Consider the following 22619-nt stretch of genomic DNA (forward strand, 5'->3'; position numbering starts at 1 on the left):
GTACCGCGTGTCACAACTGTGACCCGTGAGGCCGTGCCGAAGGGTCCGGGGCCTGGTCAGCTATGTTTTGGGTGGGGTGCGTTCTCGATCGTGCCGTGCGCCCAATTCAGCGCCCACTCCGTCGCCGGTTGGCCGTCCAGGCTCCAGAACTGCGTGGTGGCGTACAGCGCGTGCACCGGCGCGCCCGCGCCGCCCGCCAAGATGTCCAGCGTCCGAGGCAGATTCGCCAGACTGAACGCCTCCGGCGGGGCCGCACAGATCAGGTCGCCAGGGCCGCAGATCTCGTTGGTCTTGGCGTTGAGCGTGCCGAAACCGCCTGGTCGCGGCCCTGTCATCGTCAAGCCGAGATTGGACAGCACCGGCACTTCGTGCAGGATGATCTCGGCGCCCTCGCCCGGCGGATTGGGGCCGATTTCCTGGCCCACGCCCTGCTGGCGGCGGCCGTCGGCGATCAACGTCACACCGAGCACCAGCTCGTCATCCACCGGGCCCCGCCCGTTGCCGACGTCGCTGGCAATGTCGCCCGCGACGATCGCGCCCTGCGAGAACCCCACCAGCACGTAGCCGGTCAGCGGGCACTTGACGTTCATGTCCGTCATCGCCTTGACCGCCGCACGGGTGCCCTCGGCCCGACTCTGGTCGTAGGAGATCTGCGTGTCACCGCTCAGCGGGTTATGGAACTGAGCGGTGTAGGGGACCGTGTAGGTCTCCACCCGGCTGGAGTTGAACTGCTCACGAATCGGCCGGGTGACGTTGAGCAACAACGCCTTCGGGAACTGGACCGGGTTGAGAGGGTCGTCCTGCAGCGACGACTCCCAGGTGCCGGGAATCGCGATCACCTGCACGTCGGGGCAGCTGGAATCCTGCGAGGCCGGCCGCGGCCTGTGCGGGAGGGCCGAACCGCCGCTGGTCGGCGGCACGATGCTGGGCGGCACCGCGCTCGGCGCGGTACCGCGCTGCCGCAGCACACCGACCACAGCCAGGATGATCAGCCCCACCACCAGCGCGACAGCGGCGGCGGCGATCAACGCCAGGATTCGACGGCGGCGTTTCCGCCGTGAGTTCACAGCCATGGTCTCCTGCTAGCAGAGTCGGTCGATTGTTCAGCCGAGCTGCCGGACAGGACTCCGTCGCGCAGGGCTCGTGTTGTGTTCACGGTACCGGTTCGCGGCACCGTGATCGGCCGACCAGTTAGCGGATCGCCCCGACGATGTCGCCCGACATCGCGCCCAGCTGCCCGCTCCACGAGCCCCAGTCGTTGTTGCCGCCGGTCGGGAAATCGAAGTGGGCGTTGTGTCCGCCGACATTGCGGTACTCCTGGTAGAAGAACCGGGCGTTACCCATGGCTTCACCGGCCTGACCGATCATCGCCGCGGCATCGCCACCCATGTTCAGCGGGCTCCAGACCCAGATCCGCGAGTTGTTGTCGGCCAGCAGCTTTGCGTGCACGTCGGGGTCGTGGAACTTCCACCGGCCCAACTGCGGGGCTCCCCACATGCCGTAGCTGTCCACGCCGCCGAACTGCGCCATGCCGGCGGTGATCGCGCCGTTGGTGGTGGTGTTCGACGGGTAGAGGAATCCGGACAGCGAGCCGGCGAAGCCGAACCGGTCCGGGTGGAAGCAGGCCAGTGCCATCGCGGCGTACCCGCCCTGTGAGGCGCCGACGACACCGTGGCCGCCCGGGGCCAGGCCCTTGTTCGCGGCCAGCCAGTTCGGCAACTCCTGCGACAGGAACGTGTCCCACTGCTTGCTGCCGTCCTGCTCCCAGTTGGTGTACATGCTGAAGGCGCCACCGGCCGGGGCGGCTACCGAGATTCCCTTGCCGGCCAGCGTGTTCATCGCGTTGCCCGCGGTCACCCAGTTGCTGACGTCCGGCGCGGCGTTGAAGGCGTCCAGCAGGTACACCGCGTGCGGTCCGCCGGCCAAAAAGGCCACCGGGATGTCGCGGCCCATCGCCGCGGAGGGGACCATCAGCGTCTCGTAACCAGCCGCGCGGGCTGCGCTCATGTGCGTCCCGATAAGGCCCCCGACCATCAATACAGCGGCACACACGAGCCGTAGCAGCATCGACAGACTTCTCATCACTGACCTCGCTTGTCGCTCGACCGCCAATTGGGGGACCGCAGAACGGCCCCCGGTTCGCCCAAGGTAGCTAATCACACCCGGTTGGGCGCCGACGCCGGAAACGGCGAACGGCGACGACCCCGCAAGGTCGTCGCCGTTCGGCGTTGCTGTTACTTGACTCAGGTGTGCTGGCCAGCGGCCGCGGCAGCCGGAGCGCCCGCGCTGGGACCGGCACCCGGGGTAGCCCCGAGAGTCGCCTGCAGATCGGGCAGCATGGCGTGCAACTGCGCACCCCAGTACGGCCAGTCGTGCGTGCCGTTGGCGTCGAAGTGGAACTGCGCGTTGTGACCACCGGCGGCGTTGTACGCGTCCTGGAACTTGATGTTGCTGGTACGCACGAAGCCCTCGAGGAACTTGGCCGGCAGGTTGTCGCCACCCAGGTCGGACGGCTTGCCGTTACCGCAGTACATCCACAGGCGGGTGTTGTTGGCGACCGTCTTGCCGACGTTCAGCAGCGGGTCGTTACGTGCCCAGGCCGGGTCTTCTTTCGGGCCCCACATGTCGGCGGGCTTGTAGCCACCGGCGTCGCCCATCGCGAAGCCGATCAACGTCGGTCCCATGCCCTGCGAGGGATCCATCAGACCGGAGAACGAGCCGACCTCGATGAACTGCGCCGGGTGGTAGTTCGCCAGGTTCAGCGACGAGGCACCGGCCATCGACAGGCCGACAGCCGCGCCGCCGGTCTGCTTGACGCCCTTGGACGCCAGGAAGGCGGGCAGTTCGCTGGTGAGGAAGGTCTCCCACTTGTAGGTCTGGCAGCCTGCCTTACCGCAAGCCGGCTTGTACCAGTCGGTGTACCAGCTGGACTGGCCGCCGACCGGCATGACCAGCGACAGACCGGACTGCAGGTACCACTCGAAGGCGGGGGTGTTGATGTCCCAGCCGTTGAAGTCGTCCTGCGCGCGAAGGCCGTCGAGCAGATACACGGCGGGCGAGTTCGCGCCACCGCTCTGGAACTGGACCTTGATGTCGCGACCCATGGCTGCCGACGGCACCTGCAGGTACTCGACGGGCAGACCGGGATGGGAGAACGCACCGGCGTCGGCGGTCTGGCCCACGACACCGATCAGGCCCGGCAACAGAGCCGCGGAGGCGGCCCCGATCGCGAGCCGACGTGGCAATCTGCCGGTCACGCCGCGAATTCTGTCAACAAGCCTCATTGTTGCTTCCTCATTCTTTGTCGGGCCCAACATTGTGGGTCGGACTGCATGCCCTATTGCTCAGCTTCTCAGGGAGTCGCTTCTTGGCCCGCATCGTTGCTGAGCGCGCCGGCCTCGGTGCCCGGCACTCAGCAAGTCATTCGGACCCGCTTCGATGCCGGACGGCGCAGCTTTACTTGGAGTAGTCAACCACATCTTGCGGTGTGGCCACTCATCGGCGTAAGCCCGAAACCGGGTCTCGCACTGCGGCCGAACCCGCTCAACTCGGCTGCGGATCACCACGCTGTGAATGTGCCGATGAGCAATTGTTCGCCGGTAAGAATACATATTCGGTGTTGCTGGATGCCAATCGGGGCGACCGGCGTCGCGCCGGGCGAACGCCGGACCAATGGCGCCCAAAAGTCTTCTGGTGATGACTGCTCCGCAGCCGGCAGTCCGCAGCCCTACGGCCCGGCGGCCGGCAGACCCGTGTACGGGGGATCGCCGGACTCCGGGATGGCCAGGCCGCATCTGATCAGCTCGTACCGCGGGACGCGGTCGATGCGATAGCGGGTGAACTGCACCGAATGCAGCACATTCGACAAGAACCGGTGCAGGCCCATGGGCGCCCGCACGGAATTCAGTACCTGCTGAGTGCCGTCGCATTTCAAAGCCGCCTCGGCCTGCTGGACGAATTTCTGATCGAGGTAGCCCGGCACCCCCGGGTACCACTTCACCCACGGCCCGTCGGCGATCACCCAGTCCGGGAAGAGGTTCTTGTCGTGACCGATGCGACCGTGCTGCAACCGGGCGGTGTGCGCCGCCAACGGATTGGCCAGCCCGATCTGATCGATCACCCTGACATCCAGTGCGACGTTCATGCCGACCATGCCGAGGTTGGTGAAAAAGACGGTGTGCGGCCCTTTTTGTGGCCCCGACGGCGGATGTCCGTCCCGCGGCTGGATCGGCGGGACGAGATCCCACTGGTCGTAGTTGCCGGATGGCAGCAGCAGCGCCCCTTCCGGGGTGTTGTTGAGCGCTACCAGGACGGCGCGCATCCGGGGGTAGTCGAGATAGTCGGCGGCCGTCAGCGGATGCGCGTGACCCGTCGCCTGCGCATAGAACCGGCGTTCGTCGACGATGCCGCTGTAGGTGACCCGGGTGGCGTCGTCGCCCAGGCCGGACGAATTGGCCGCCCACAGCGCCCACCCCGCCACCGACATCCACAGCGCGCTCACCCCGCCCGCCAGCCAGTACCCGGCCTCGCGGGACAGCCGGGTCCCCTCCGGGACCACCACCGGCACCACCGCGACCGGCGCGAGCAGACACAGCAGCGGAGCCAGCAGCACCCGGCCATGCATGAAGTCGCCACCCTGGCGGATCCAATACAGCGCCTGCAGCAGCCCGCTGACCAGAATGAACAGCGCGACGGCGGTCGGGCTCTGCACCGTCCGGGCCAGTGGTCCGCCATCGCCCGATGACGCGACGGTTCCCTTCTGGCCCCGATGCCCGCGTAACGAGGGCCACAACACCAGGCCCAGCCCGGCCAGCAGCAGCAGCGGCACCCACAACACGTAGGGCCCGTTGAAGTTCGACAGATAGATCAAGCCCTGCGACCACTTGTCGCCGCCGGCGTCCTTGGCCAGCGCGGTGCCGGGAAACAGCAAGCCGTAGTAGCCCATTCGAAATATCTGGTACCCCACCGGCAGCAGGCCACCGGCCACCACGATCTCCAGCCGGCGCCGCCCGTCCGGCGTGGCGATCAGCATCATGATCAGGGCTCCGCCGCCGATCAGCGCCAACTCCGGTCGAACCAGGACGCTGAGTCCGGCGACGAAGGCCAGCGCAATGATGCTTACCCGCCTGGGTGGATGGGCGCGGCCCGGTGGTCGGGCCCGCTTGGCCTGCGACCAGCAGACCATCATCCACCAGAGCAGCCCGAGATAGGCCATCACCAAACCACTTTCGAGGCCGGAGGTGGCGAAGTCACGCGCCGGCGGCACCGCGAGGTACACCAGCGCGCCGGCCGGCAGCATGATCGCGCGCCGGCCCACCAGGCTGGGTGCGAACAACCGGCCGGTGCCCAGCATCACCATCGCGAGTCCGAGCAGACTCAGTCCCAGCGCGAGCGCCAGTGCCACGTATTCCAATTGCAGCGGCCGGGTCACGGCGCTGGCTGCATACACCAAATACGTCCACACCACCGAGGTGTTGGCCTCGACCCGCTCGCCCTGGTTGAACACCGGCCCGTTGCCCGCCAACAGGTTTCGGACAGTGCGCAACACGATCAGTCCGTCGTCGGCGATCCAGCGGCGCTGCCAGGCCCCCCAGCCGAACAGCACCGTGACCACCGCGACGCTCGCCCAGAGGCTGACCCGGACCGTGCTGTGCAACGGGAACGACACTCTGCCAACCGACGTGAGCGACGGGTCCGGGGTGCCCGAGGCCGCGTCAGCCGAGGACGACTGCGGCACCTATGGTTCCGATCCAGGCCAAGAACAGCACTTGCAGCACCCGGTCGCGCAGCGCGATGTCCTCGGGCTCGCCGGCCATGCCACCGTCGACGTCCACCGCGTAGCGCAGGATCGCGATGGTGAACGGCACCATCGACACCGCGAACCACGCGGCCCTGCCGTGGTCACGCTCGAATGCCCACAGTCCGTAGCAGACCACCACCGCGGTGGCCGACATCGTCCAGACGAACCGAAGGTAGGTGCTGGTGTAGCTCTCCAGCGACCTGCGAATGCTGGCTCCGGTGCGCTCGGCCAGTTGCAGCTCGGCGTAGCGCTTGCCGGCCACCATGAACAGCGACGCGAACGCCGCTGACAACAAAAACCATTGCGACAGATGGGTATTGGTGGCGGCACCGCCGGCGATGGCGCGAATCAGGTACGCCGACGACACGATGCTGATGTCGATCACCGCTTGATGCTTGAGGCCGAAGCAATACCCCAGCTGCATGCCGATGTAGACGGCCATCACCAGCGCCAGGTTTGGGGTCAGCCACCACGCCAGGCCCAGCGAAGCAGCGGCCAGCACGCCCGCCAGCGTGTAGGCCAGCCACGCGGGCACCACGCCGGCCGCGATCGGGCGGAGCCGCTTGGTGGGATGCGCGCGGTCGGCCTCGACGTCGCGGACGTCGTTGACCAGGTAGACCGACGAGGCCGCCAGGCAGAACACCGCGAAGGCGACCGCCACCTGACCCAGCATCGTGAGGTAGTTGTGGTGAACGTCGGTGCCCAGCGCGGCCAACGGTGCCGCGGCCACCAGGATGTTCTTCACCCATTGCCGCGGGCGCACCGCCTTGACCACGCCGACCATCAGGTTGGCCGGCGGTCCGGCCACCTTGGCGTCAGTGTCCCCAGTGCTTCCGCTCATCTCCCGCTCCACCTGTCATCTACCCAGTTGGCCGCCGCAGCGACCGCTGCGCCGACCGCCACACCGGTGGCCACGTCGCTGGGATAGTGCACGCCGAGCAGCACCCGCGAGAGCGCCATCGGCGGCACCAGCATGACAGGCAGCGGTAAACCGGTGGCCCGGCCCAGCAACACCGCCGCCGCAGTGGTCGAGGTGGCGTGCGCCGACGGGAAGCTCAGACTGCTGGGTGTACCGACGTTGACGGCGACCGCGGGATGATGCGGACGCGGACGCCGCACGATTCGCTTGATCACCACAGCGGCGGCGTGCGCGGCGAACGCCCCTGCTCCGGCCAGTAGCCAGTTGCGGCGTTTGGCCGGCTGCGCGACCGCGCCGATGGCCGACACCGCCAGCCACCCCAGGCTGTGCTCACCGAAATGGGACAGGGCTCGCGCGACCGCCAGCGCGCCCGGGCGATCTGCCAGCGCCGACTGCACGGCGACCAGTACGGCCACTTCGCCGCTCGGCGACGCCGAGTCAGCCGCGATGTCGGCCATTGCCAGCCACCACATTTTTTCCGGCGGGCTGGGTCCCAAATAACACCGTCTCCCACTTCTCCTTGCTGGACAGCACCGGCAGCGCATCGCGGTAGGCGCGGCGCATCTCGTCGAAGCGGCGCAGCAGTTGTCCCTGGCGTCGCAGCGACTGCCACAACAGCGCAAGCATCTTGTCCCGGTCGCGCTGACGGTAGACCGCTCCACGGCCGTCGGCCGTCGTCACCGTCGCCCCGTCCAGCGTGGACAGCCGGAACCAGCGGGCGTCCTGGGTCGGCACGTTGAGCTGCGGGCGCTGATGATGCTGCGGCTCAGTCTTCTTCAGCTGGTGCAGTACTCCGCGGACCAGCCGGTAACCGATCGACAGTGGGTGCACCGGCGGCTTCATCTCGTAGTTGCGCTGCGACGGCTCCGGCAGCTGGTCCGATGACGGCAGCACCACCGCGTCCGGGTATTCCTTGCGCATCCGGTGCACCTCGGGCAGACCGGATTCCAGGATCGAGAAGATGTGCTCCGGACCGGCGAGGAAGTCGTCGATCGCCTTGTTCTGGATGGCCACAGTTGAATACTCAAGGCAGGACAGGTGTTTCAATGTTGCCTTGAGGTGGCTGCGGACCAGTCCTTTGACTTCACCGTCCCAGTGGATGGCCGCCACCACCAGCCGGTTGCGCAGGTGGAAGTAGGCCTGCCAGTCGATGGCGTCGTCTTTGTCGCTCCAGGCCATGTGCCAGATCGCCGCGCCGGGCAGCGTCGCGGTCGGGTAGCCGTGTTCGGCGGCGCGCAGGCCGTAGTCGGCGTCGTCCCATTTGATGAACAGCGGCAACGGCTGGCCCAGCTCTTCGGCGACGTGGCGCGGGATCATGCACGTCCACCAGCCGTTGTAGTCGACGTCGATCCGCCGGTGCAGCAGCTGACTGCGAGGGTTGTTGTCGCTCAACGGGAACTCGGCGAAGTCGTGGTCGTACTCGGTGTATGGCGCCGCGGTCCACATGAAGTTCGCCCGGTCGACCATCTCACCCATGATGTGCAGGTGCGACGGCTCCTGCAGGTTGAGCATCTGGCCGCCCACCAGCATCGGTGACTTCGCGAAGCGGTGCATCGCCAGGATGCGCAGGATGGTGTCCGACTGCAGCTCGATGTCGTCGTCCATGAACAGGATCTGTTGGCAGTCGGTGTTTTTCAGCGCCTCGTACATCACCCGGCTGTATCCGCCAGAGCCGCCGAGATTGGGCTGGTCGTGGATGGCGAGCCGATTCCCCAGCGGCGCTGCCGCAGCGGCGAAGTCGGGGTGATCACGAACTTTCGACGTGCCCTGGTCGGGCACGATCACTGCGCCGATCACCTGGTCCACCAACGGGTCTGCGGTGAGTTCGCGCAGAGCGTTGACGCAGTCGTTCGGCCGGTTGAAAGTCGGGATGCCGATCGCGACGCAACCGACACCCGGGGCGGGCTGGTCGGAATACCAGCCGGCGCTGCGCAGGGTCACCTCTGAGTCGGTGGTGATGTCGAACCAGATCCACCCGCCGTCCTCGAAAGGCTGCAGGCTTAACTGGAATTCGAGGACCGCCGGGTCGCCATTCACCGAGGCGAAGTCCTGCCCCTCCACGAATATTCGGGCACCGGTGGCCTTGGTGCGGTACACGTCGACGCGGCCCTGGCCGGTGAGCTCGGTACGCAACACCACCGACGTGCACGTCGTCCACCGCCGCCAGTAGCTGGCCGGGAAGGCGTTGAAGTAGGTGGCGAACGACACCTGGGACTCGGCGCCGATGTGCAGCGAGGTGCGGTCGCTGGCATGTGCACGACGGGAATTCGTCTTCGACTCTTCCAGGTAGAGCTTGCGGACATCGAGCGGCTCGCCCGGGCGCGGCAGGATGACGCGAGCCAGCAAGCTCACCGCCTTGCCGGATTTCTGAGTCGCAGCGCCGGCTGCGTCGTCGACCGTGGTCTCACTCATCCCCGAGTACTTCCTCTGCTGTTCTCGTCCAGCTCAGTGCCGTCACGCAGGTGCGGCGCAAGGACGTTGTCGTACATGTTCAACGCGCTGGCAATGGCCATGTGCATGTCGAGATACTGATAGGTGCCCAGGCGGCCACCGAAAAGCACGTTCGCCGAAGCGGTTTCGCTTGCGGCCCGAGCCCGGTAGGCGGTCAGCACCGCGCGGTCGGTTTCGGTATTAATCGGGTAATAGGGCTCGTCGTCGTGCTCGGCGAAGCGGGAGTACTCCCGCATGATCACCGTCTTGTCGGCCGGATAATCGCGCTCCGGGTGGAAATGCCGGAACTCGTGGATCCTGGTGTAGGGCACGTCGGCGTCGTTGTAATTCATCACGGGAGTGCCTTGAAAATCCCCGCAGTCGCCCAACACTTCTATCTCGAAATCCAGTGTGCGCCAGCCTAACCGGCCCTCTGCGTAATCAAAGTAGCGGTCCAGCGGGCCGGTATAAACAACAGGGGCCGACGGCGACTCTCGGCGCAACTCGTCGCGAACATCGAACCAGTCGGTGTCGAGCCTGACCTCGATGCGATCGTCGGCCGCCATGTTCTCCAGCCAAGCGGTGTAGCCGTCGACCGGCAGGCCCTCATAGGTGTCGTTGAAGTAGCGATTGTCGAAGGTGTATCGCACCGGCAGTCGGGCGATGTTGGCCGCGGGCAGCTCCTTGGGATCGGTCTGCCACTGCTTGGCGGTGTAGTGCTTGACGAACGCCTCATAGAGCGGCCGACCGATCAACGAGATCGCCTTCTCCTCGAGGTTCTGCGCATCCTCGGTGTTGATCTCTCCTGCCTGCTCGGCGATCAGCGCCCGGGCTTCGTCGGGGGTGAAGTACCGACCGAAGAACTGGGACACCAGCCCCAGCCCCATCGGGAATTGATAGGCCTGGCCGTCGTGCATGGCGAAGACGCGGTGTTGGTAGCCGGTGAAGTCGGTGAACTGCCGCACGTAATCCCACACCCGCTCGTTGGAGGTGTGGAAGAGGTGGGCGCCGTACTTGTGCACCTCGATGCCGGTCTGCGGCTCAGCCTCGGAGTATGCGTTCCCGCCGATGTGCGGGCGCCGGTCGACGACGAGCACCCGCTTGCCGAGCTGAGTAGCCGCGCGCTCGGCGATCGTCAGACCGAAGAAGCCCGAGCCGACGACGAAAAGGTCAAAGCGACCGGAAGGAGAAGCCATCGGTTGCCTAGGGTATCGGACTACGAGACCGCAGCCCGTTTGGCAGCGGCGTTGCGCCGGGGTCATGTTCCCTCGAGGCCCCTGCCACGGCCATGTAGCGGCGTGGCGGATAACGATTGGGCGATTTTTGGTGACGAAAGTCGCGATTGGTTCACGATTTGGTCTCACCACTCCAGTAACAACATTCACGTAAGTAACATCGGCCAGGTGTCCGAATAAGCACTTGTCGGACATCGTGCACGCTCCCGGCGTGCATGAACGACGCAGTCCAGATTGAGGAGACTTCCGTGCCGAACCGACGTCGACGCAGGCTCTCGACAGCCACGAGCGCGTTCGCCGCTCTGGCGGTCGCGAGTCCTTTTGCTTACATCGCCGTTTGCGACTTGACCGCCAAGCCCGCACCCCAGCACCACGAGTTCGTCCGGGCCGCATCCATGACCGACCTGCCCGGTGAGCTGATGGGCGCCTTGACGCAGGGACTGTCCCAGTTCGGCGTCAGCCTGCCGCCGATCCCGAGCCTGACGGGCGCGACCAGCCCCGATAGTGCCGGCCTGCCCGGCCTGGGTGGATTGACCTCGCCCGGCCTGACCAGCCCCGGCCTGACCTCACCGGGCCTGACCTCGCCCGGGCTGACGACGCCTGGGCTGACCTCGCCGGGTCTGACGACACCTGGGTTGACCTCGCCGGGTCTGACGACACCTGGTCTGACCTCGCCCGGTCTCACCCCCGGCGCCACCCCTGGTCTGGCGACTCCGGGCTTGACGCCGGGCGCGACGGCGACCAGTCCAGGGCTGAGCACGCCCGGCCTGGCCAGCCCGGGACTCACTCCGGGTCTGAGTACCCCGGGCGCTTTCGACCCGACAACCGGTGCCGGCGGCCTGTCCAGCCCGAGCGAACTTCCGATCAGCGACCCGGTCGGACTGGATCCCTCCGGTGGCACCTACCCGATCCTGGGTGACCCGTCCCTTGGCGCGAGTCCCGCACCGAGCGGCGGGCTGGTCAGCGACGTGATGAGCGCGGCCAACCAGTTGGGCGCCGGACAGGCCATCGACCTGCTCAAGGGCATGATCCTGCCAGGTCTCACCCAGGCGGCGCACGGTGCGGCCGCTCCGGTTCCCCCGCCACCGGCGCCGATCCCCTGATCGGACGCTCGGCTTCGGATTTCCCCCGAAACGGCACCGCAGAAGTGGAACCCCGGTCTGACCTGGGACACCCAAACTCTGCGGTGCCGTGCCGCGCGGGCGCGAGAGTGCAACTACCGACACCACATCTCGCGAAATGCGTCGCCAGTTGCACTCTCGGCAAAATGGCGCTTATTCACTTTGTTCACTTGAGTAGCGTGTCGAAACATTTGCATCACTAGACACATACGTAACATCGGTTCGTGCCGTCCCGCCCTACCGCGCCGACGACGTTGTTCACCGCGATCGCGGCGACCGTCGTCATCCTGCCGCTGGCCGTCGGCTCACCCGCCGGGCATCGCGAGCATTCGGCCCGGCCCGGGGACACCCACCTCGCGCAGGAGCCACTGGTCGGGCTCGGCGGCGGCGTCACCGTTCGCGAAATCAGCCACGCCACACCGTTTTCCATGGTGGCGCTCACCGGCGGCGACCTGACCGGCACGTCCGCCCGGGTGCGCGCCCGCCATGCCGACGGCTCATGGGGCCAGTGGTACGAAACCGAGACGCTGACGGGCCACGGCGCGGCGACGGGGCCGCGCGGCACTGACCCGGTCTTCCTCGGCAAAACCACGACCGTCCAGATCGCGATCAGCCGCCCGTCCGACGCACCCCGCACGTCAGCGCCGAAGACCAAGCCGGTCGCCGGCTTAGGCTATATCCCGGCGACCGCGGAACAGCCTCTGGCACAGAACATCTCGGCGATCCTGATCTCGCCGCCACAGGCACCGGCCGATACCCAGTGGAGCCCGCCGACCGCTGCCATCGGCGCGGGCCAGGCGCCCAACATCGTCGCCCGCGCACAGTGGGGCGCCGACGACGCGGTCCGCTGCGGCAACCGGCCGTTCGACCAGCCCATCCGCGCCGCGGTGGTCCACCACACCGCCGAGAGCAACGACTATCAGCCGCAGGACTCCGTGGCGATCATGCGGTCGATCTACGCGTATCACACCCAGATCCTGGGCTGGTGCGACATCGCCTACAACGCAGTCGTCGACAAGTACGGCCAGGTGTTCGAGGGCCGGGCCGGCGCACTGACCGGTCCCGTGCAGGGCGACCACACCGGCGGCTTCAACCGCGACAGCTGGGGTGTGGCGATGATCGGCAACTTCGACGACATCGCGCCGACGCCGATCCAGTTGCACACACTCGGCCGGCTGATCGGCTGGCGGCTCGGGATGGACCGCATCGACCCACGGGGCACGGTCGCACTGCAATCGGCCGGTGGGGAGAACACCAACTTTCCATTCAACGCTGTCGCGACGCTGCCGACCATCTTCGCCCATCGCGATGTCGGCGCCACCGACTGCCCCGGCAATGTCGCTTATGGACTACTCGACGAGATCCGCGAAACCGCAGCGCATTTCAGCGGCCCACCCCGGCCCGAGGACCTGGCCCTGTCGTTGCAGGGCGGCGCCATCTACGACCGCTGGCAGACCATCGGCGGGCTCAGCAGCGTCTTGGGCGCACCCACCTCACCCGAAGCGACCGGCGTCGGAGACTCGCGCTACGCGAACTTCGAGAAGGGTGCGATGTACTGGTCCCCGGAGACCGGTCCGCAATCAGTCACCGGAGCCATCTACGACGCGTGGGCCTCGCTCGGCTTCGAGCGTGGCGCGCTGGGCCTGCCGACCAGCTCGGAAATCCAAGAGCCGCAGTGGGTCAAGCAGAACTTCCAGCACGGCACCCTGAACTTCGACCGGCTCAGCGGGCGGGTCAGCCGGGTGATCGACGGCGTCGTCGAGGAACTGCCGCCGCCGGCCCCGACCGGACCGCCGGTGCAGCTCGAGCGTTTTTCGCCCGTCGCACCGGCCGCTTGACGACCGCTCGATTGGTCGCGAGCGTAACGCTGTGGAGAAATCCCGGGGGCATGTGCGCGGTGGCGTTACGCTCGCGGCCCGGCCCGCTAGGGCCACCAGCGTTCGAGCACGCGTGCCACCCCGTCGTCGGTGTTGGGCGTGGTGACCTCGTCGGCCGCCGCCAGCGCGTCGGGGTGCGCGTTCCCCATCGCCACCCCGAGGCCGGCCCGCAGCAGCATCGGCACGTCGTTCGGCATGTCGCCGAACGCCACCCATTCGGCCTCGGGAATGCCAAGCGGCCCAGCGATTTCCGCGATACCAGCGGCCTTATTGACACCGACCGGCACGATCTCGACCAGCCCGTTGTTGGTCGAGTAGGTGATGTCACCCTCGACGCCCACGTGCTTGACCAGTGCGGCCACCATGTCCGCGCTGCGCGCGCCGGCCTTACGGACCAGGAGTTTGATCGCGGGCGCACTGAGCAGGTCGTCGAGGGAGACCTCGGTGTTGTCGGGGTTGAGCCACGCGTGCTCGTAGCCGGGCGAACTGACGAATTGCGGCGTCGCGCTGTCGTGCGCGCTGGCCCCGACCCGCTCGACGGCCAGGCCAGCGCCGGGGATGGCACGGGTGGCGATCTCGGCAAGCTCGCACAGCGCGTCGACGGACAGTGTTTTCGCCGACAGCACCCGGTCGGTCTCCGGGTCATAGATCACGCCGCCGTTGGCGCACACCGATATCGGCGAAAACCCGAGCCCATCGACCACCGGCGGAATCCACCGCGGTGGGCGGCCGGTGGCGAGCACGAACAGCGCGCCCGCATCGATGACCGCTCGCACCGCGTCACGCGTGCGCGGGGTGACCTTTTCGTCGTCGTCGAGCAGAGTGCCGTCGACATCGCTGGCGATCAGCGCGGGCAGTGTCACAGTGACAGTCTGCCTTCGCAGCCGATGCTCAATGCGTTCCGGTCTGGTTCTGACCCGGGCGCGTGACGCCGTCGGTGCCGTGTTTGTCCAGTCGCTGTTGCAGCTCGTTCAGTCGGATCTTCTGCGAATCGTCGCGCGTCGGCGCGCTGCCCCCGAGCCGGCGCGGCACCCAGTACTCACCTTCGGGATGCGGATACTCCTCTTGCACCTGATACAGCAGGTTGTTCATCGCTTGGCGCAGAGTGACGTTGAGCTGTTCGGGTGTGCCGTGCGGGGGCAAGGGGCGGCCGGCAGCGACGGTGATCGGAATCCGGTTGCGGAACAACTTCTTGTCGTGGTCTTTGGGCCAGATCCGGTGCGCGCCCCAGACGATCACCGGGACGATCGGCACCCGCGCCTGCACGGCCATCCTGGCCGCGCCTGTCTTGAACTCACGCAACTCGAAGCTGCGGCTGATGGTGGCCTCGGGGTGCATCCCGATCAGTTCACCCTCACGCAACCGCTGCACCGCGGTGTGGAAAGCGTCGTGCCCGTCTCGGCGGTCCACCGGGATCAGCCGGGCATGCTTGATGACGAAATTGACCGCCTTCACGTCGGCCATCTCGGCTTTGATCATGAAATACATCCGGCGGCCGCGTTCGCGCGCGGCGAACAGCGGCGGGAGCCAGTCCAGGTAGCTGGTGTGGTTTTGGGCGAGCAGTGCGCCACCGCGCTGAGGGATGTTCTCCAGCCCGCGGAAACTGAACTTCGTTCCGTTCATCGCAACAACCGGCGGCACGACCCACTCTCCAAACCGGTAGAACGGCTCTGGCATGGCGGTCGCTCCTTCTGTCTCTTAGCTGCCAGCCGCGTCAGGGGCTGTGCTCTGCCCGCTTGCGCGCGCGCTCGGCCTGTTCAGTGTCTTCAAAAACCTTTGCCTCCGCTACCGTAGGCGCGCTGCCGCCGAGTCGCTGGGGCACCCAGAAAGCAGCCTCGGGGTGCGGATACTCCTCTTGAACACGATGCAGCAGCGCGGTCATTCGCTCGCGCAATGCGGCGTCCGCACGCTCGATGTCACCCGACGGCGGCAGCGGCGGCCCTGCCGCAACGATCACCGGGATCTTGCGGCGACCGACGTTGCGCGGGTGATCCTTGGTCCAGATCCGCTGGGCGCCCCAAACGATCAGGGGCACCGTCGGGACGTCGGCTGCCCGTGCCATTCGGGCCGCCCCGGTCTTGAACTCTTTGAGCTCGAAGCTGCGGCTGATGGTGGCCTCCGGCATCAGGCCGACGACTTCTCCCGCCCGCAACAGCCCGACCGCGTCGGCGTAGGCCTGCCCGCCGGATCCGCGGTCTACGGGAATGGTGTTGGTGTGCTTGATCAGGAAATTGACCACCTTCACCTGCTGCATCTCCGCCTTGATCATGTAGCGGATGCGCCGGCCGCGACGATGCGCTGCTAGGGCGGCCGGCAGCCAGTCGACGTAGCTGGTGTGGTTGATCGCGATCACCGCGCCGCCAGTGACCGGGATGTGTTCGAGGCCCTGGTAAGAGATCCTGGCGCCCGTCGCCCTGACCAGGGCCTTGGCCGTGATCTCGAGCATGGCGAAAACCGGCTCCATGGTCGTTACTCGGCGAGGCCCGACTCACGAGCCGCCTTGGCGGCCGCGCGGCGGCTGGCCTCCTCAGCGTCGAGCTGGGCGGCCTCGGCCGGGGTCGGGGCGCTGCCGCCGAGGCGGCGCGGGACCCACCACTCGCCGGGCGGATGCGGACCGTAGGCATCTTGCGCCCGTTCCAGCAGATGCTGCATCCGGGAGTGCAGCAAGGCGGTCAGCTCGGGCGCGGGCAGCGTCGGCTCAATCGGCTCGCCGACCAGAATCACGATCGGCACCTTAGGGCGGAACATCTTCTTGGGATGACCTTTGGTCCAGATCCGCTGGGCCCCCCAGACGATATGCGGAATGATCGGCACATCGGCCTCGATCGCCATCCGGGCAGCGCCGGACTTGAATTCCTTGATTTCGAAGCTGCGGCTGATGGTCGCTTCGGGATAGACACCGACGAGTTCGCCGGCCCTGAGCCGCTCGACGGCAACTTCATACGACGCGGCGCCGCTGGCTCGGTCCACCGGGATGTGCCGACAGCCCCGCATGATTGGCCCGGTGAGCTTGCTGTCGAAGACTTCCTGCTTGGCCATGAACCGGACTTTGCGCGCGCGGTGTTCCCGAAAGGCCGGCAGTCCGGCCAGGGTGAAGTCCATGTAGCCGGTGTGGTTGATGGCAATGACGGCGCCACTGGTGGCGGGGATGTGCTCTTGCCCGATGACCGTGAAACGCAGACCCTGCACCCGCCATACCGTCCGCACGAGCGCTATGACCGTTCCGTATACCGGCTCCACGATGTTCAAGCCTAGTGTTCGCGCCTGAGCGGCTCTAGCGGGTCGGGCTTTGCCGGCTGTCCCGCTAAGCTCGGAGCGGCAGACGAGCGTCGCAAAATAGTCCTCGAAGGGTGTCAGTGCAGGTCACCAGCATCGGCCACGCCGGCTTTCGGATCGACACGCGGGCCGGCAGCGTTCTGTGCGACCCGTGGGTCAACCCTGCCTACTTCGCGTCGTGGTTCCCGTTCCCGGACAACAGCGGCCTGGACTGGGCCGCGTTGGGCGACTGCGACTACCTGTACGTCTCGCACCTGCACAAGGACCACTTCGACGCGAAGCTGCTGACCGAGCACGTCAACAAGGACGCCGTGGTGCTGCTGCCGGACTATCCGGTGCCGGATCTGAAAAATGCCCTGCAGTTGCTGGGGTTCCATCGGTTCTTCGAGACCACCGACTCGGTGAAACACCGACTCAACGGCCCGAAGGGCGAGCTCGACATCATGATCATCGCGCTGCGCGCGCCCGCCGACGGCCCGATAGGCGATTCGGGATTGGTAGTCAGCGACGGCGCTACGACGGCCTTCAACATGAACGACGCGCGGCCGGTCGATCTCGACGTGTTGACGGACGCGTTCGGTCCCATCGACGTGCACATGCTGCAGTACTCCGGTGCCATCTGGTATCCGATGGTCTACGACATGCCGGAGCGCGCCAAGGAGACGTTCGGGATACAGAAGCGTCAGCGCCAGATGGACCGGTCCCGTCAGTACATCGCTCAGGTCGGGGCGACTTGGGTGATCCCGTCCGCCGGTCCACCATGTTTCCTGGATCCCGAGCTGCGGGACCTCAACGACGACCACGCCGATCCGGCCAACATCTTTCCCGACCAGATGGTGTTCCTCGAGCAGCTGCGCCGCAACGGCCACGACCACGGCCTGCTGATGATGCCCGGGTCGACGGCCGAATTCACTGGTACGCAACTGAACTCGCATCGACACCCGCTGCCCACCGAGCAGGTCGAAGCCATCTTCACCACCGGCAAGGCGGATTACATCGCCGACTACGCCGCCCGGATGCGACCGGTGCTGGCGGCGGAAAAAGCCCGCTGGGCGCCCGCTGCCGGCGACTCGCTACTCGAGCCACTGCGCGCGATGTTCGAGCCGATCATGCTGGCCGGCAACGAGATCTGCGACGGCATCGGCTACCCGGTCGAGCTGGTACTGGGCCCTCGAAGAGTAGTGCTCGACTTTCCGAAACGCACTGTGCGCGAGGCGATTCCCGACGAGAAGTTCCGCTACGGGTTTGCCATCCCGGCCGAGCTGGTTCGGACCGTGCTGCGCGACAACGAGCCAGACTGGGTCAACACCATTTTCTTGTCCACCCGGTTCCGGGCCTGGCGGGTCGGCGGCTACAACGAATACCTCTACACGTTCTTCAAATGTCTCACCGGTGAGCGGATCGCCTACGCCGACGGCTGGTTCGCCGAGACCCACGACGACTCCGCGTCGATCACCATGGACGGCTGGGAGATTCAGCGGCGCTGCCCACACCTGAAAGCCGACCTGTCCAAGTTCGGCGTCATCGAGGGCAACACTCTGACCTGCAACCTGCACGGTTGGCAGTGGAACCTGGACAACGGCCGCTGCCTCACCGCGCGCGGACACCAACTCAGGAGGGCACGGCAATGAGCGCAGACTCCTACGATGACGGCCTGATCCAGCTGGACCGGGAGGCGATCACGTTGCGCCGCTACCACTTTCCGTCCGGTACCTCGAAGATCATCGCGCTGCAGCGCGTCCGCGGCTACAAAGCCGAATCGCTGGGGCTGGTGCTGCACCGGTTCCGCATCTGGGGTAGTTCCGACCTGCGTCGCTGGTTGCCGCTGGATGTCGGGCGGCCGTTCCGGTCGACCCTGATCACGCTGGACGTGCCGGGTACCCGGCCCAGCCCTGCATTCACCCCTGGCGAGCCGAACGAGTTCATCACGCTGCTGGACCGATTGCTCGACGAGCGGGACTAGCGCCCGGCGTCGGCCAGTGCCTGATGCGCCGCGTTATAGCCGGGAATGAACGTGATCCCCGGCCCGCCGTGACACCCGGTGCTGGCCAAGTACAGCCCGGCGATCGAAAGCGGCTGTCCGAGAAAGCCTTTTGGCCCTGGCCGGTTGGGCCCGACCTGATTCGCGTGAAACAGGCCATGGCAGTAGTCGCCGCCGGGGGCGCCGAACATCACCCCCATGTGCTTGGGCGTGAAGGTGGTGTGCCGGCTGATGCTGCGTTCGAAGTTGGGCGCCAACCGGGTGATCTTGTCGATCACCCGCTGGCCCATCTCGAGTTTGGCTGCGCCGTAGTCGACGTCGCCTTCGATCGGGAACCACAGCGCGAACGCCGACGCGGCGTGCTTGCCGGCGGGCGCAAGGTCGGGATCGTTCTGCGAGGGAACCTGGAAGACGACGGTCGGGTCGGCGGGCACGATCCCGCGGCGGCATTCTTCCCACTGCTGCTGCACTTCCTCGGGCGTACAGAAGATGCCGATCGACGCCTGCATGCTCGGGTCGTTGAGCGCGGTGTACGGCTCGACGAACTCGGGCGCCTCGTCCAGCGCGAAGTGCATCTGAATATAGCTGCCGCGGTGGTCGATTCGCGCATAGCGTTCGCGGATACCGGCGGCCAGCGCCGCGGGATCGATGAGGTCGTTGACGGTCAGGTCGGGCGCGAGCGCGGAGATCACGATCGGAGCAGTGACGGTCTCGCCCGTCTCGGTGCGGACCCCGCCCACTTTCCCGTCGCCGACCACGATCTCGGTCACCTTGGTGCGCAACCGAACTTGGCCGCCGTCGCGCTCGAGCACGTCCACCAGATGCGAGGTGAGCGCGCCGATTCCGCCGCGTAGCTTCTTCATCTGCATAGTGGCGCCGTCGGGTATGCCCAGGCCGAACGCCAGCGCCGCCGCGCTGCCCGGCGTGGCCGGTCCGCGATAGAGCGTGTTGACCGCCAGCACGGTCATCGACCCGCGCAGCGCGCCGTGCTTCTCGCGGTCGGGCAAGTAGCGGTCAAGCACGTCGGTGACCGAGCCGAACAGCATCTCGTCGATCGCTGATCGCTCGAATTCGTTTGTGGCACAGGCATACATCTCGTCGAGGGTTTTGGGTGCCGCGCCGGCGTCGAACCTGCCGAGCGCGCGCGTCGGCGCCTGCGCCCAGGCCATCAGGCCGGCCATGCCGTTGACGGCGTCGGCCCCGTGGACCTCGTTGAGGTGGGTGAAGAGCTTGATCGGATCGCTGTACTGGATCATCGGGTCATCGCCGACTCCGCGCAGCGCCACCGACATCACGTCCAGGTCGATGGCCGGAATCGAGTCCAGGCCGAGTTGCTCGCGGACCACCGGCGCGGTGGGGAACTGCACCGATCCGGCGATCTCGAAGTGGTAGCCGTCGAACAACTCCACCGTGGACGCCATCCCGCCCGCATAGAGCTTCGACTCCAGGCACACCGTGCGCAGACCGGCCTTCTGCAACAGCACCGCTGCGGCCAGGCCGTTGTGTCCGGCGCCAATCACGATCGCGTCGTAGTCGGTCATCTGCCACCTCTCCGGCCTGCCGCTCTGCCTGCGCAGATTTGCACGGTTGGAAAGTTTTGTCAATTATGACGAAACTTGCCTCGCCCATGACTCGGTGATCCCCGATCGGAGCGTCTCCAGCGCCAGATGGCAGACCCGGGCCAACTCGCCCAGCGAGCGGTCGTCGCCGAGCATCCAGGCTTCCATGGCGCCGAACACCGCCGCCGCGATCGAGCGCGCCGTGACCGTGCAGCGGACCCGGTCGTCCGGCGTCGGCGCGGTCGCACAGCTACCCGCCTGCAGTTGGGTCTCGATGGCGTCGGCGAAGTCGGCCTGCACGTCCCGGATGTGGCGGACGATGCGTCCCGGGTCGATCTCGTGGTCGCGCAGCGCGGCGATTTTTGCAACGGCATCAACGTCGTACGGGAAGGCGAAGATCGCCGCCTGCACCGAGTCCACGATCGATTCGGTCGCCGGCCGGTCGTTGAGGGCGGAGCGAAACCAGGTCAGGCCGGTGTAGTCGGCAAACAGCAGATCGTGTTTGGACGAGAAGTGCCGATAGAACGTCCGCAGCGTGACCCCGGCGTCAGCGGCGATCTGGTCGGCTGAGGTGTCCTCGACTCCCTGCGCCAGGAATCGCACCAAGGCCGCCTGCCGCAGCGCCTCGCGGGTGCGCTCGCTGCGCGCCGTCTGGGCCGGCCGGATCATGTTGGTAAATTACCCCAGAACCCGTTATGTCAATATTGACAAAACTTCGGGAGCGGGGTGAGACTGCCGCAATGGTCTCGCTTCTCACGCACGCAATTCTCGGCCTCGCGGTGATCACCTGGATCGTCACTTCCAACCGCCAGGTCTTCTCCCGTCCCGTCGGTGGCGCGCTTTTCTCGCCGTTGGAGGGGCTGTACTACCTGATCGGCATCGCCTCGGTCGGCTTGGGCTGGTACTTCAATATCCGCTTCGTGCAGGAGTATTCGCATGGCTCGACCAACCCGCTCTGGGGGCAACACGGCAGTTGGGCCGAATACATCCGGCTGATGTTCACCAACCCGGCGGCCAGCTCGGCGAGCCAGGACTACACGATCGCGAATGTGGTTCTGCTGCCGCTGTTCACGATTGTGGACGGATACCGGCGTGGACTGCGGCGGCCGTGGCTGTACTTCGTCTCGAGTCTGTTCACCAGCTTCGCGTTCGCGTTCGCCTTCTACTTCGCCACCATGGAGCGCCAGCACCGGCATGCCCAGAGCTCAAGCGCCGCAACGCCGGTCAACGCGTAGCTAGGCGCTGATCCCGTCGCGGTAGTCCGTTTCGTCGTCGGCGAAGCTGGCCAGCGGCGGCGGCAGTGGCCACTCGTGGTGGCCGGCCTGGTTGCCGCCGCGTCGTTTGGCGGTGTACATCGCGGCGTCGGCGGCCGCGATCAGCTCGATCAGCAGATCGCCGCGATTGCCGGTCCGGTACGCGGGGTGGATGCCGGCCGTGCCGATGCTGGCGGTGATGCCGAACGGCAGCGCGGCGATCTCATCGCAGAGTTGCTGTGCTCGTCGGCTGACCTCGTCGGGGAGCCAGATGTCGGCGATGACGAATTCCTCGCCGCCCGAACGGCCGATCACCGCACTGTCGTCGGTGGTGTCGCGTAGCGCACGGGCCACCGAGACCAACGCGTCGTCGCCCGTGCTGTGCCCGTAGCTGTCGTTGAGCTGCTTGAAGCGGTCCAGGTCGATCACGGAGACGACGACGTAGGCCTGCTGCCGGCTGCCCTGTTCCAGGCGGGCCTTGGCACGCCGGTGGAAGGCCCGGCGGGTGTACAGGCCGGTCAGCTGGTCGCGTTCGGCGCGGACGGCGTCGGTGCCGAGCACGTGCACGACCACCTGGACGCCGAACGGCACGACCAGCGTCAGCAGCAGAAGCAGCGCATACGACGACACGCCCGCGGCGAGGTTGTACTCCGCGGCAAGTCGGTATGTCTGGACCGCGCCGACGGTACTGGCGACCGCGAAATGCGCCGCCATCACCGGCGCGGTGTGGAACAACGCCACGTAGCTGGCCGTGGCCGCAAATGCAGTGCAGGTCAACAAGCCGAACACCGGATGTCGCTGGGCCAGGGCGATCAGGCCGATGCTTCCCGTGGCCGCGACGACGAATCGGATGGCCGCAGTGCGTGTTGGCCAGCACAGCGCCCACAACAGCGCGCCGCCCGCGGCCCCGACGGCGGCAATCACCGTGCAAACAAGCGAAACTTCGGTGAGTGAGCTGTCGGGGGTCCACAGGGTGGCCAGCGCTACCACCGCCAAACCGCCGGCGATCGAGGAGATGACGGCGCGCGTGAGGCCTGCCATGCCGCGGGCCTGCAGGTGTGCGCTCAACCGGTCGTAGTGATCGGCCTGGCGCCACCACCGGACGAGCCAACCCATCGCGCTCTCACCTCCGACGCGACATCACGCGCCGCCGCCTTCTGGACGACGG

At 66.8% G+C, this 22619-nt stretch carries 20 protein-coding genes; 5 read left to right on the plus strand and 15 right to left on the minus strand.

The genetic code is table 11. The features are described from left to right. Window positions 1-56 precede the first annotated feature (56 nt). The 8 genes from ACQY5A_RS07315 to glf form a co-directional block, all read right to left on the minus strand. On the minus strand, window positions 57-1073 hold the full coding sequence (locus tag ACQY5A_RS07315; protein ID WP_428339708.1) for a cutinase family protein: 1017 nt from the start codon (window positions 1071-1073) through the stop codon (window positions 57-59). Window positions 1074-1191: 118 nt separating this feature from the next. Further along, window positions 1192-2082: an alpha/beta hydrolase-fold protein gene (locus ACQY5A_RS07320; RefSeq protein WP_428339709.1), complete on the minus strand. Its 891-nt coding sequence runs from the start codon at window positions 2080-2082 to the stop codon at window positions 1192-1194. A 161-nt stretch (window positions 2083-2243) separates the two neighbouring features. Then, window positions 2244-3284 carry an esterase family protein gene (locus tag ACQY5A_RS07325; protein WP_428339710.1) on the minus strand — a complete coding sequence of 347 codons (1041 nt, stop codon included), beginning with the start codon at window positions 3282-3284 and terminating at the stop codon, window positions 2244-2246. A 443-nt stretch (window positions 3285-3727) separates the two neighbouring features. Continuing rightward, complete coding sequence (gene zomB / locus ACQY5A_RS07330; RefSeq protein ID WP_428339937.1) at window positions 3728-5668, minus strand: flagellar motor control protein ZomB; 1941 nt, start codon at window positions 5666-5668, stop codon at window positions 3728-3730. A 46-nt stretch (window positions 5669-5714) separates the two neighbouring features. Beyond that, window positions 5715-6641, minus strand: a complete 927-nt coding sequence (locus tag ACQY5A_RS07335) for a decaprenyl-phosphate phosphoribosyltransferase (protein ID WP_428339711.1) — start codon at window positions 6639-6641, stop codon at window positions 5715-5717. Then, the gene (locus tag ACQY5A_RS07340; RefSeq protein ID WP_428339712.1) at window positions 6638-7177 is read right to left on the minus strand and encodes a phosphatase PAP2 family protein; all 540 of its coding nucleotides are present in this window, start codon (window positions 7175-7177) and stop codon (window positions 6638-6640) included. The genes ACQY5A_RS07335 and ACQY5A_RS07340 overlap by 4 nt, the downstream gene beginning before the upstream one ends. Next, the gene (locus ACQY5A_RS07345) at window positions 7158-9131 is read right to left on the minus strand and encodes a glycosyltransferase (RefSeq protein ID WP_428339713.1); all 1974 of its coding nucleotides are present in this window, start codon (window positions 9129-9131) and stop codon (window positions 7158-7160) included. Before ACQY5A_RS07345 ends, ACQY5A_RS07340 begins: the two co-directional genes overlap by 20 nt. Next, on the minus strand, window positions 9128-10345 hold the full coding sequence (glf, locus tag ACQY5A_RS07350; RefSeq protein ID WP_428339714.1) for a UDP-galactopyranose mutase: 1218 nt from the start codon (window positions 10343-10345) through the stop codon (window positions 9128-9130). The genes ACQY5A_RS07345 and glf overlap by 4 nt, the downstream gene beginning before the upstream one ends. A 287-nt stretch (window positions 10346-10632) precedes the next feature. On the opposite strand from glf, the gene ACQY5A_RS07355 reads away from it, so the two are divergent. Then, complete coding sequence (locus ACQY5A_RS07355; RefSeq protein ID WP_428339715.1) at window positions 10633-11487, plus strand: hypothetical protein; 855 nt, start codon at window positions 10633-10635, stop codon at window positions 11485-11487. A 242-nt stretch (window positions 11488-11729) separates the two neighbouring features. Then, window positions 11730-13343 carry an N-acetylmuramoyl-L-alanine amidase gene (locus tag ACQY5A_RS07360; protein ID WP_428339717.1) on the plus strand — a complete coding sequence of 538 codons (1614 nt, stop codon included), beginning with the start codon at window positions 11730-11732 and terminating at the stop codon, window positions 13341-13343. A gap of 86 nt (window positions 13344-13429) precedes the next feature. On the opposite strand, the gene ACQY5A_RS07365 is transcribed toward ACQY5A_RS07360, so the two are convergent. The 4 genes from ACQY5A_RS07365 to ACQY5A_RS07380 are packed head-to-tail and all read right to left on the minus strand — an operon-like array spanning window position 13430 to window position 16622. Further along, a complete protein-coding gene (locus ACQY5A_RS07365) occupies window positions 13430-14245 on the minus strand; it encodes an HAD family hydrolase (RefSeq protein WP_428339718.1) in 816 nt (271 codons plus the stop codon). 28 nt (window positions 14246-14273) lie between these two features. Continuing rightward, entirely contained in the window at window positions 14274-15059 is a 786-nt protein-coding gene (locus ACQY5A_RS07370; protein ID WP_428339719.1) for a lysophospholipid acyltransferase family protein, read from the minus strand. A gap of 37 nt (window positions 15060-15096) precedes the next feature. Further along, window positions 15097-15846 (minus strand): lysophospholipid acyltransferase family protein, encoded by a 750-nt coding sequence (locus ACQY5A_RS07375; protein WP_428339721.1) that lies wholly within the window; start codon window positions 15844-15846, stop codon window positions 15097-15099. 5 nt (window positions 15847-15851) lie between these two features. Further along, a complete protein-coding gene (locus ACQY5A_RS07380; RefSeq protein ID WP_428339938.1) occupies window positions 15852-16622 on the minus strand; it encodes a lysophospholipid acyltransferase family protein in 771 nt (256 codons plus the stop codon). A 116-nt stretch (window positions 16623-16738) separates the two neighbouring features. On the opposite strand from ACQY5A_RS07380, the gene ACQY5A_RS07385 reads away from it, so the two are divergent. Together ACQY5A_RS07385 and ACQY5A_RS07390 are read left to right on the plus strand one after the other, a co-directional pair. Further along, window positions 16739-18289: a Rieske 2Fe-2S domain-containing protein gene (locus ACQY5A_RS07385; protein WP_428339939.1), complete on the plus strand. Its 1551-nt coding sequence runs from the start codon at window positions 16739-16741 to the stop codon at window positions 18287-18289. Further along, the gene (locus ACQY5A_RS07390) at window positions 18286-18621 is read left to right on the plus strand and encodes a hypothetical protein (protein ID WP_428339723.1); all 336 of its coding nucleotides are present in this window, start codon (window positions 18286-18288) and stop codon (window positions 18619-18621) included. Before ACQY5A_RS07385 ends, ACQY5A_RS07390 begins: the two co-directional genes overlap by 4 nt. Here the strand turns inward: ACQY5A_RS07390 and ACQY5A_RS07395 are convergent. Both ACQY5A_RS07395 and ACQY5A_RS07400 read right to left on the minus strand, forming a co-directional pair. Next, window positions 18618-20180: a phytoene desaturase family protein gene (locus ACQY5A_RS07395; protein ID WP_428339724.1), complete on the minus strand. Its 1563-nt coding sequence runs from the start codon at window positions 20178-20180 to the stop codon at window positions 18618-18620. The two genes, ACQY5A_RS07390 and ACQY5A_RS07395, sit on opposite strands and share 4 nt — an antisense overlap. Before the next feature lie 63 nt (window positions 20181-20243). Next, window positions 20244-20867, minus strand: coding sequence for a TetR/AcrR family transcriptional regulator (locus ACQY5A_RS07400; RefSeq protein WP_428339725.1), 624 nt, complete (start codon window positions 20865-20867; stop codon window positions 20244-20246). Between the two features lie 71 nt (window positions 20868-20938). Between ACQY5A_RS07400 and ACQY5A_RS07405 the strand changes: the two genes are divergently transcribed. Next, window positions 20939-21433: a DUF2834 domain-containing protein gene (locus ACQY5A_RS07405; RefSeq protein WP_428339726.1), complete on the plus strand. Its 495-nt coding sequence runs from the start codon at window positions 20939-20941 to the stop codon at window positions 21431-21433. On the opposite strand, the gene ACQY5A_RS07410 is transcribed toward ACQY5A_RS07405, so the two are convergent. Then, entirely contained in the window at window positions 21434-22567 is a 1134-nt protein-coding gene (locus ACQY5A_RS07410; protein WP_428339727.1) for a diguanylate cyclase domain-containing protein, read from the minus strand. It lies immediately after the preceding gene. Window positions 22568-22619 lie beyond the last annotated feature (52 nt).

The organism is Mycobacterium sp., assembly GCF_965277065.1.
Taxonomy (GTDB): Bacteria; Actinomycetota; Actinomycetes; order Mycobacteriales; family Mycobacteriaceae; genus Mycobacterium.

What these genes read in the sequence shown, in the direction of transcription:
- ACQY5A_RS07400 (WP_428339725.1), bottom strand. Translation starts at nt 20,867, where the DNA reads ATGATCCGGCCGGCCCAGACGGCGCGCAGCGAGCGCACCCGCGAGGCG.
- ACQY5A_RS07410 (WP_428339727.1), bottom strand. Translation starts at nt 22,567, where the DNA reads ATGGGTTGGCTCGTCCGGTGGTGGCGCCAGGCCGATCACTACGACCGG.
- ACQY5A_RS07370 (WP_428339719.1), bottom strand. Translation starts at nt 15,059, where the DNA reads ATGCCAGAGCCGTTCTACCGGTTTGGAGAGTGGGTCGTGCCGCCGGTT.
- ACQY5A_RS07335 (WP_428339711.1), bottom strand. Translation starts at nt 6,641, where the DNA reads ATGAGCGGAAGCACTGGGGACACTGACGCCAAGGTGGCCGGACCGCCG.
- ACQY5A_RS07320 (WP_428339709.1), bottom strand. Translation starts at nt 2,082, where the DNA reads ATGAGAAGTCTGTCGATGCTGCTACGGCTCGTGTGTGCCGCTGTATTG.
- ACQY5A_RS07390 (WP_428339723.1), top strand. Translation starts at nt 18,286, where the DNA reads ATGAGCGCAGACTCCTACGATGACGGCCTGATCCAGCTGGACCGGGAG.
- ACQY5A_RS07375 (WP_428339721.1), bottom strand. Translation starts at nt 15,846, where the DNA reads ATGGAGCCGGTTTTCGCCATGCTCGAGATCACGGCCAAGGCCCTGGTC.
- ACQY5A_RS07405 (WP_428339726.1), top strand. Translation starts at nt 20,939, where the DNA reads ATGGTCTCGCTTCTCACGCACGCAATTCTCGGCCTCGCGGTGATCACC.
- ACQY5A_RS07315 (WP_428339708.1), bottom strand. Translation starts at nt 1,073, where the DNA reads ATGGCTGTGAACTCACGGCGGAAACGCCGCCGTCGAATCCTGGCGTTG.
- ACQY5A_RS07340 (WP_428339712.1), bottom strand. Translation starts at nt 7,177, where the DNA reads ATGGCCGACATCGCGGCTGACTCGGCGTCGCCGAGCGGCGAAGTGGCC.
- ACQY5A_RS07395 (WP_428339724.1), bottom strand. Translation starts at nt 20,180, where the DNA reads ATGACCGACTACGACGCGATCGTGATTGGCGCCGGACACAACGGCCTG.
- ACQY5A_RS07325 (WP_428339710.1), bottom strand. Translation starts at nt 3,284, where the DNA reads ATGAGGCTTGTTGACAGAATTCGCGGCGTGACCGGCAGATTGCCACGT.
- glf (WP_428339714.1), bottom strand. Translation starts at nt 10,345, where the DNA reads ATGGCTTCTCCTTCCGGTCGCTTTGACCTTTTCGTCGTCGGCTCGGGC.
- ACQY5A_RS07345 (WP_428339713.1), bottom strand. Translation starts at nt 9,131, where the DNA reads ATGAGTGAGACCACGGTCGACGACGCAGCCGGCGCTGCGACTCAGAAA.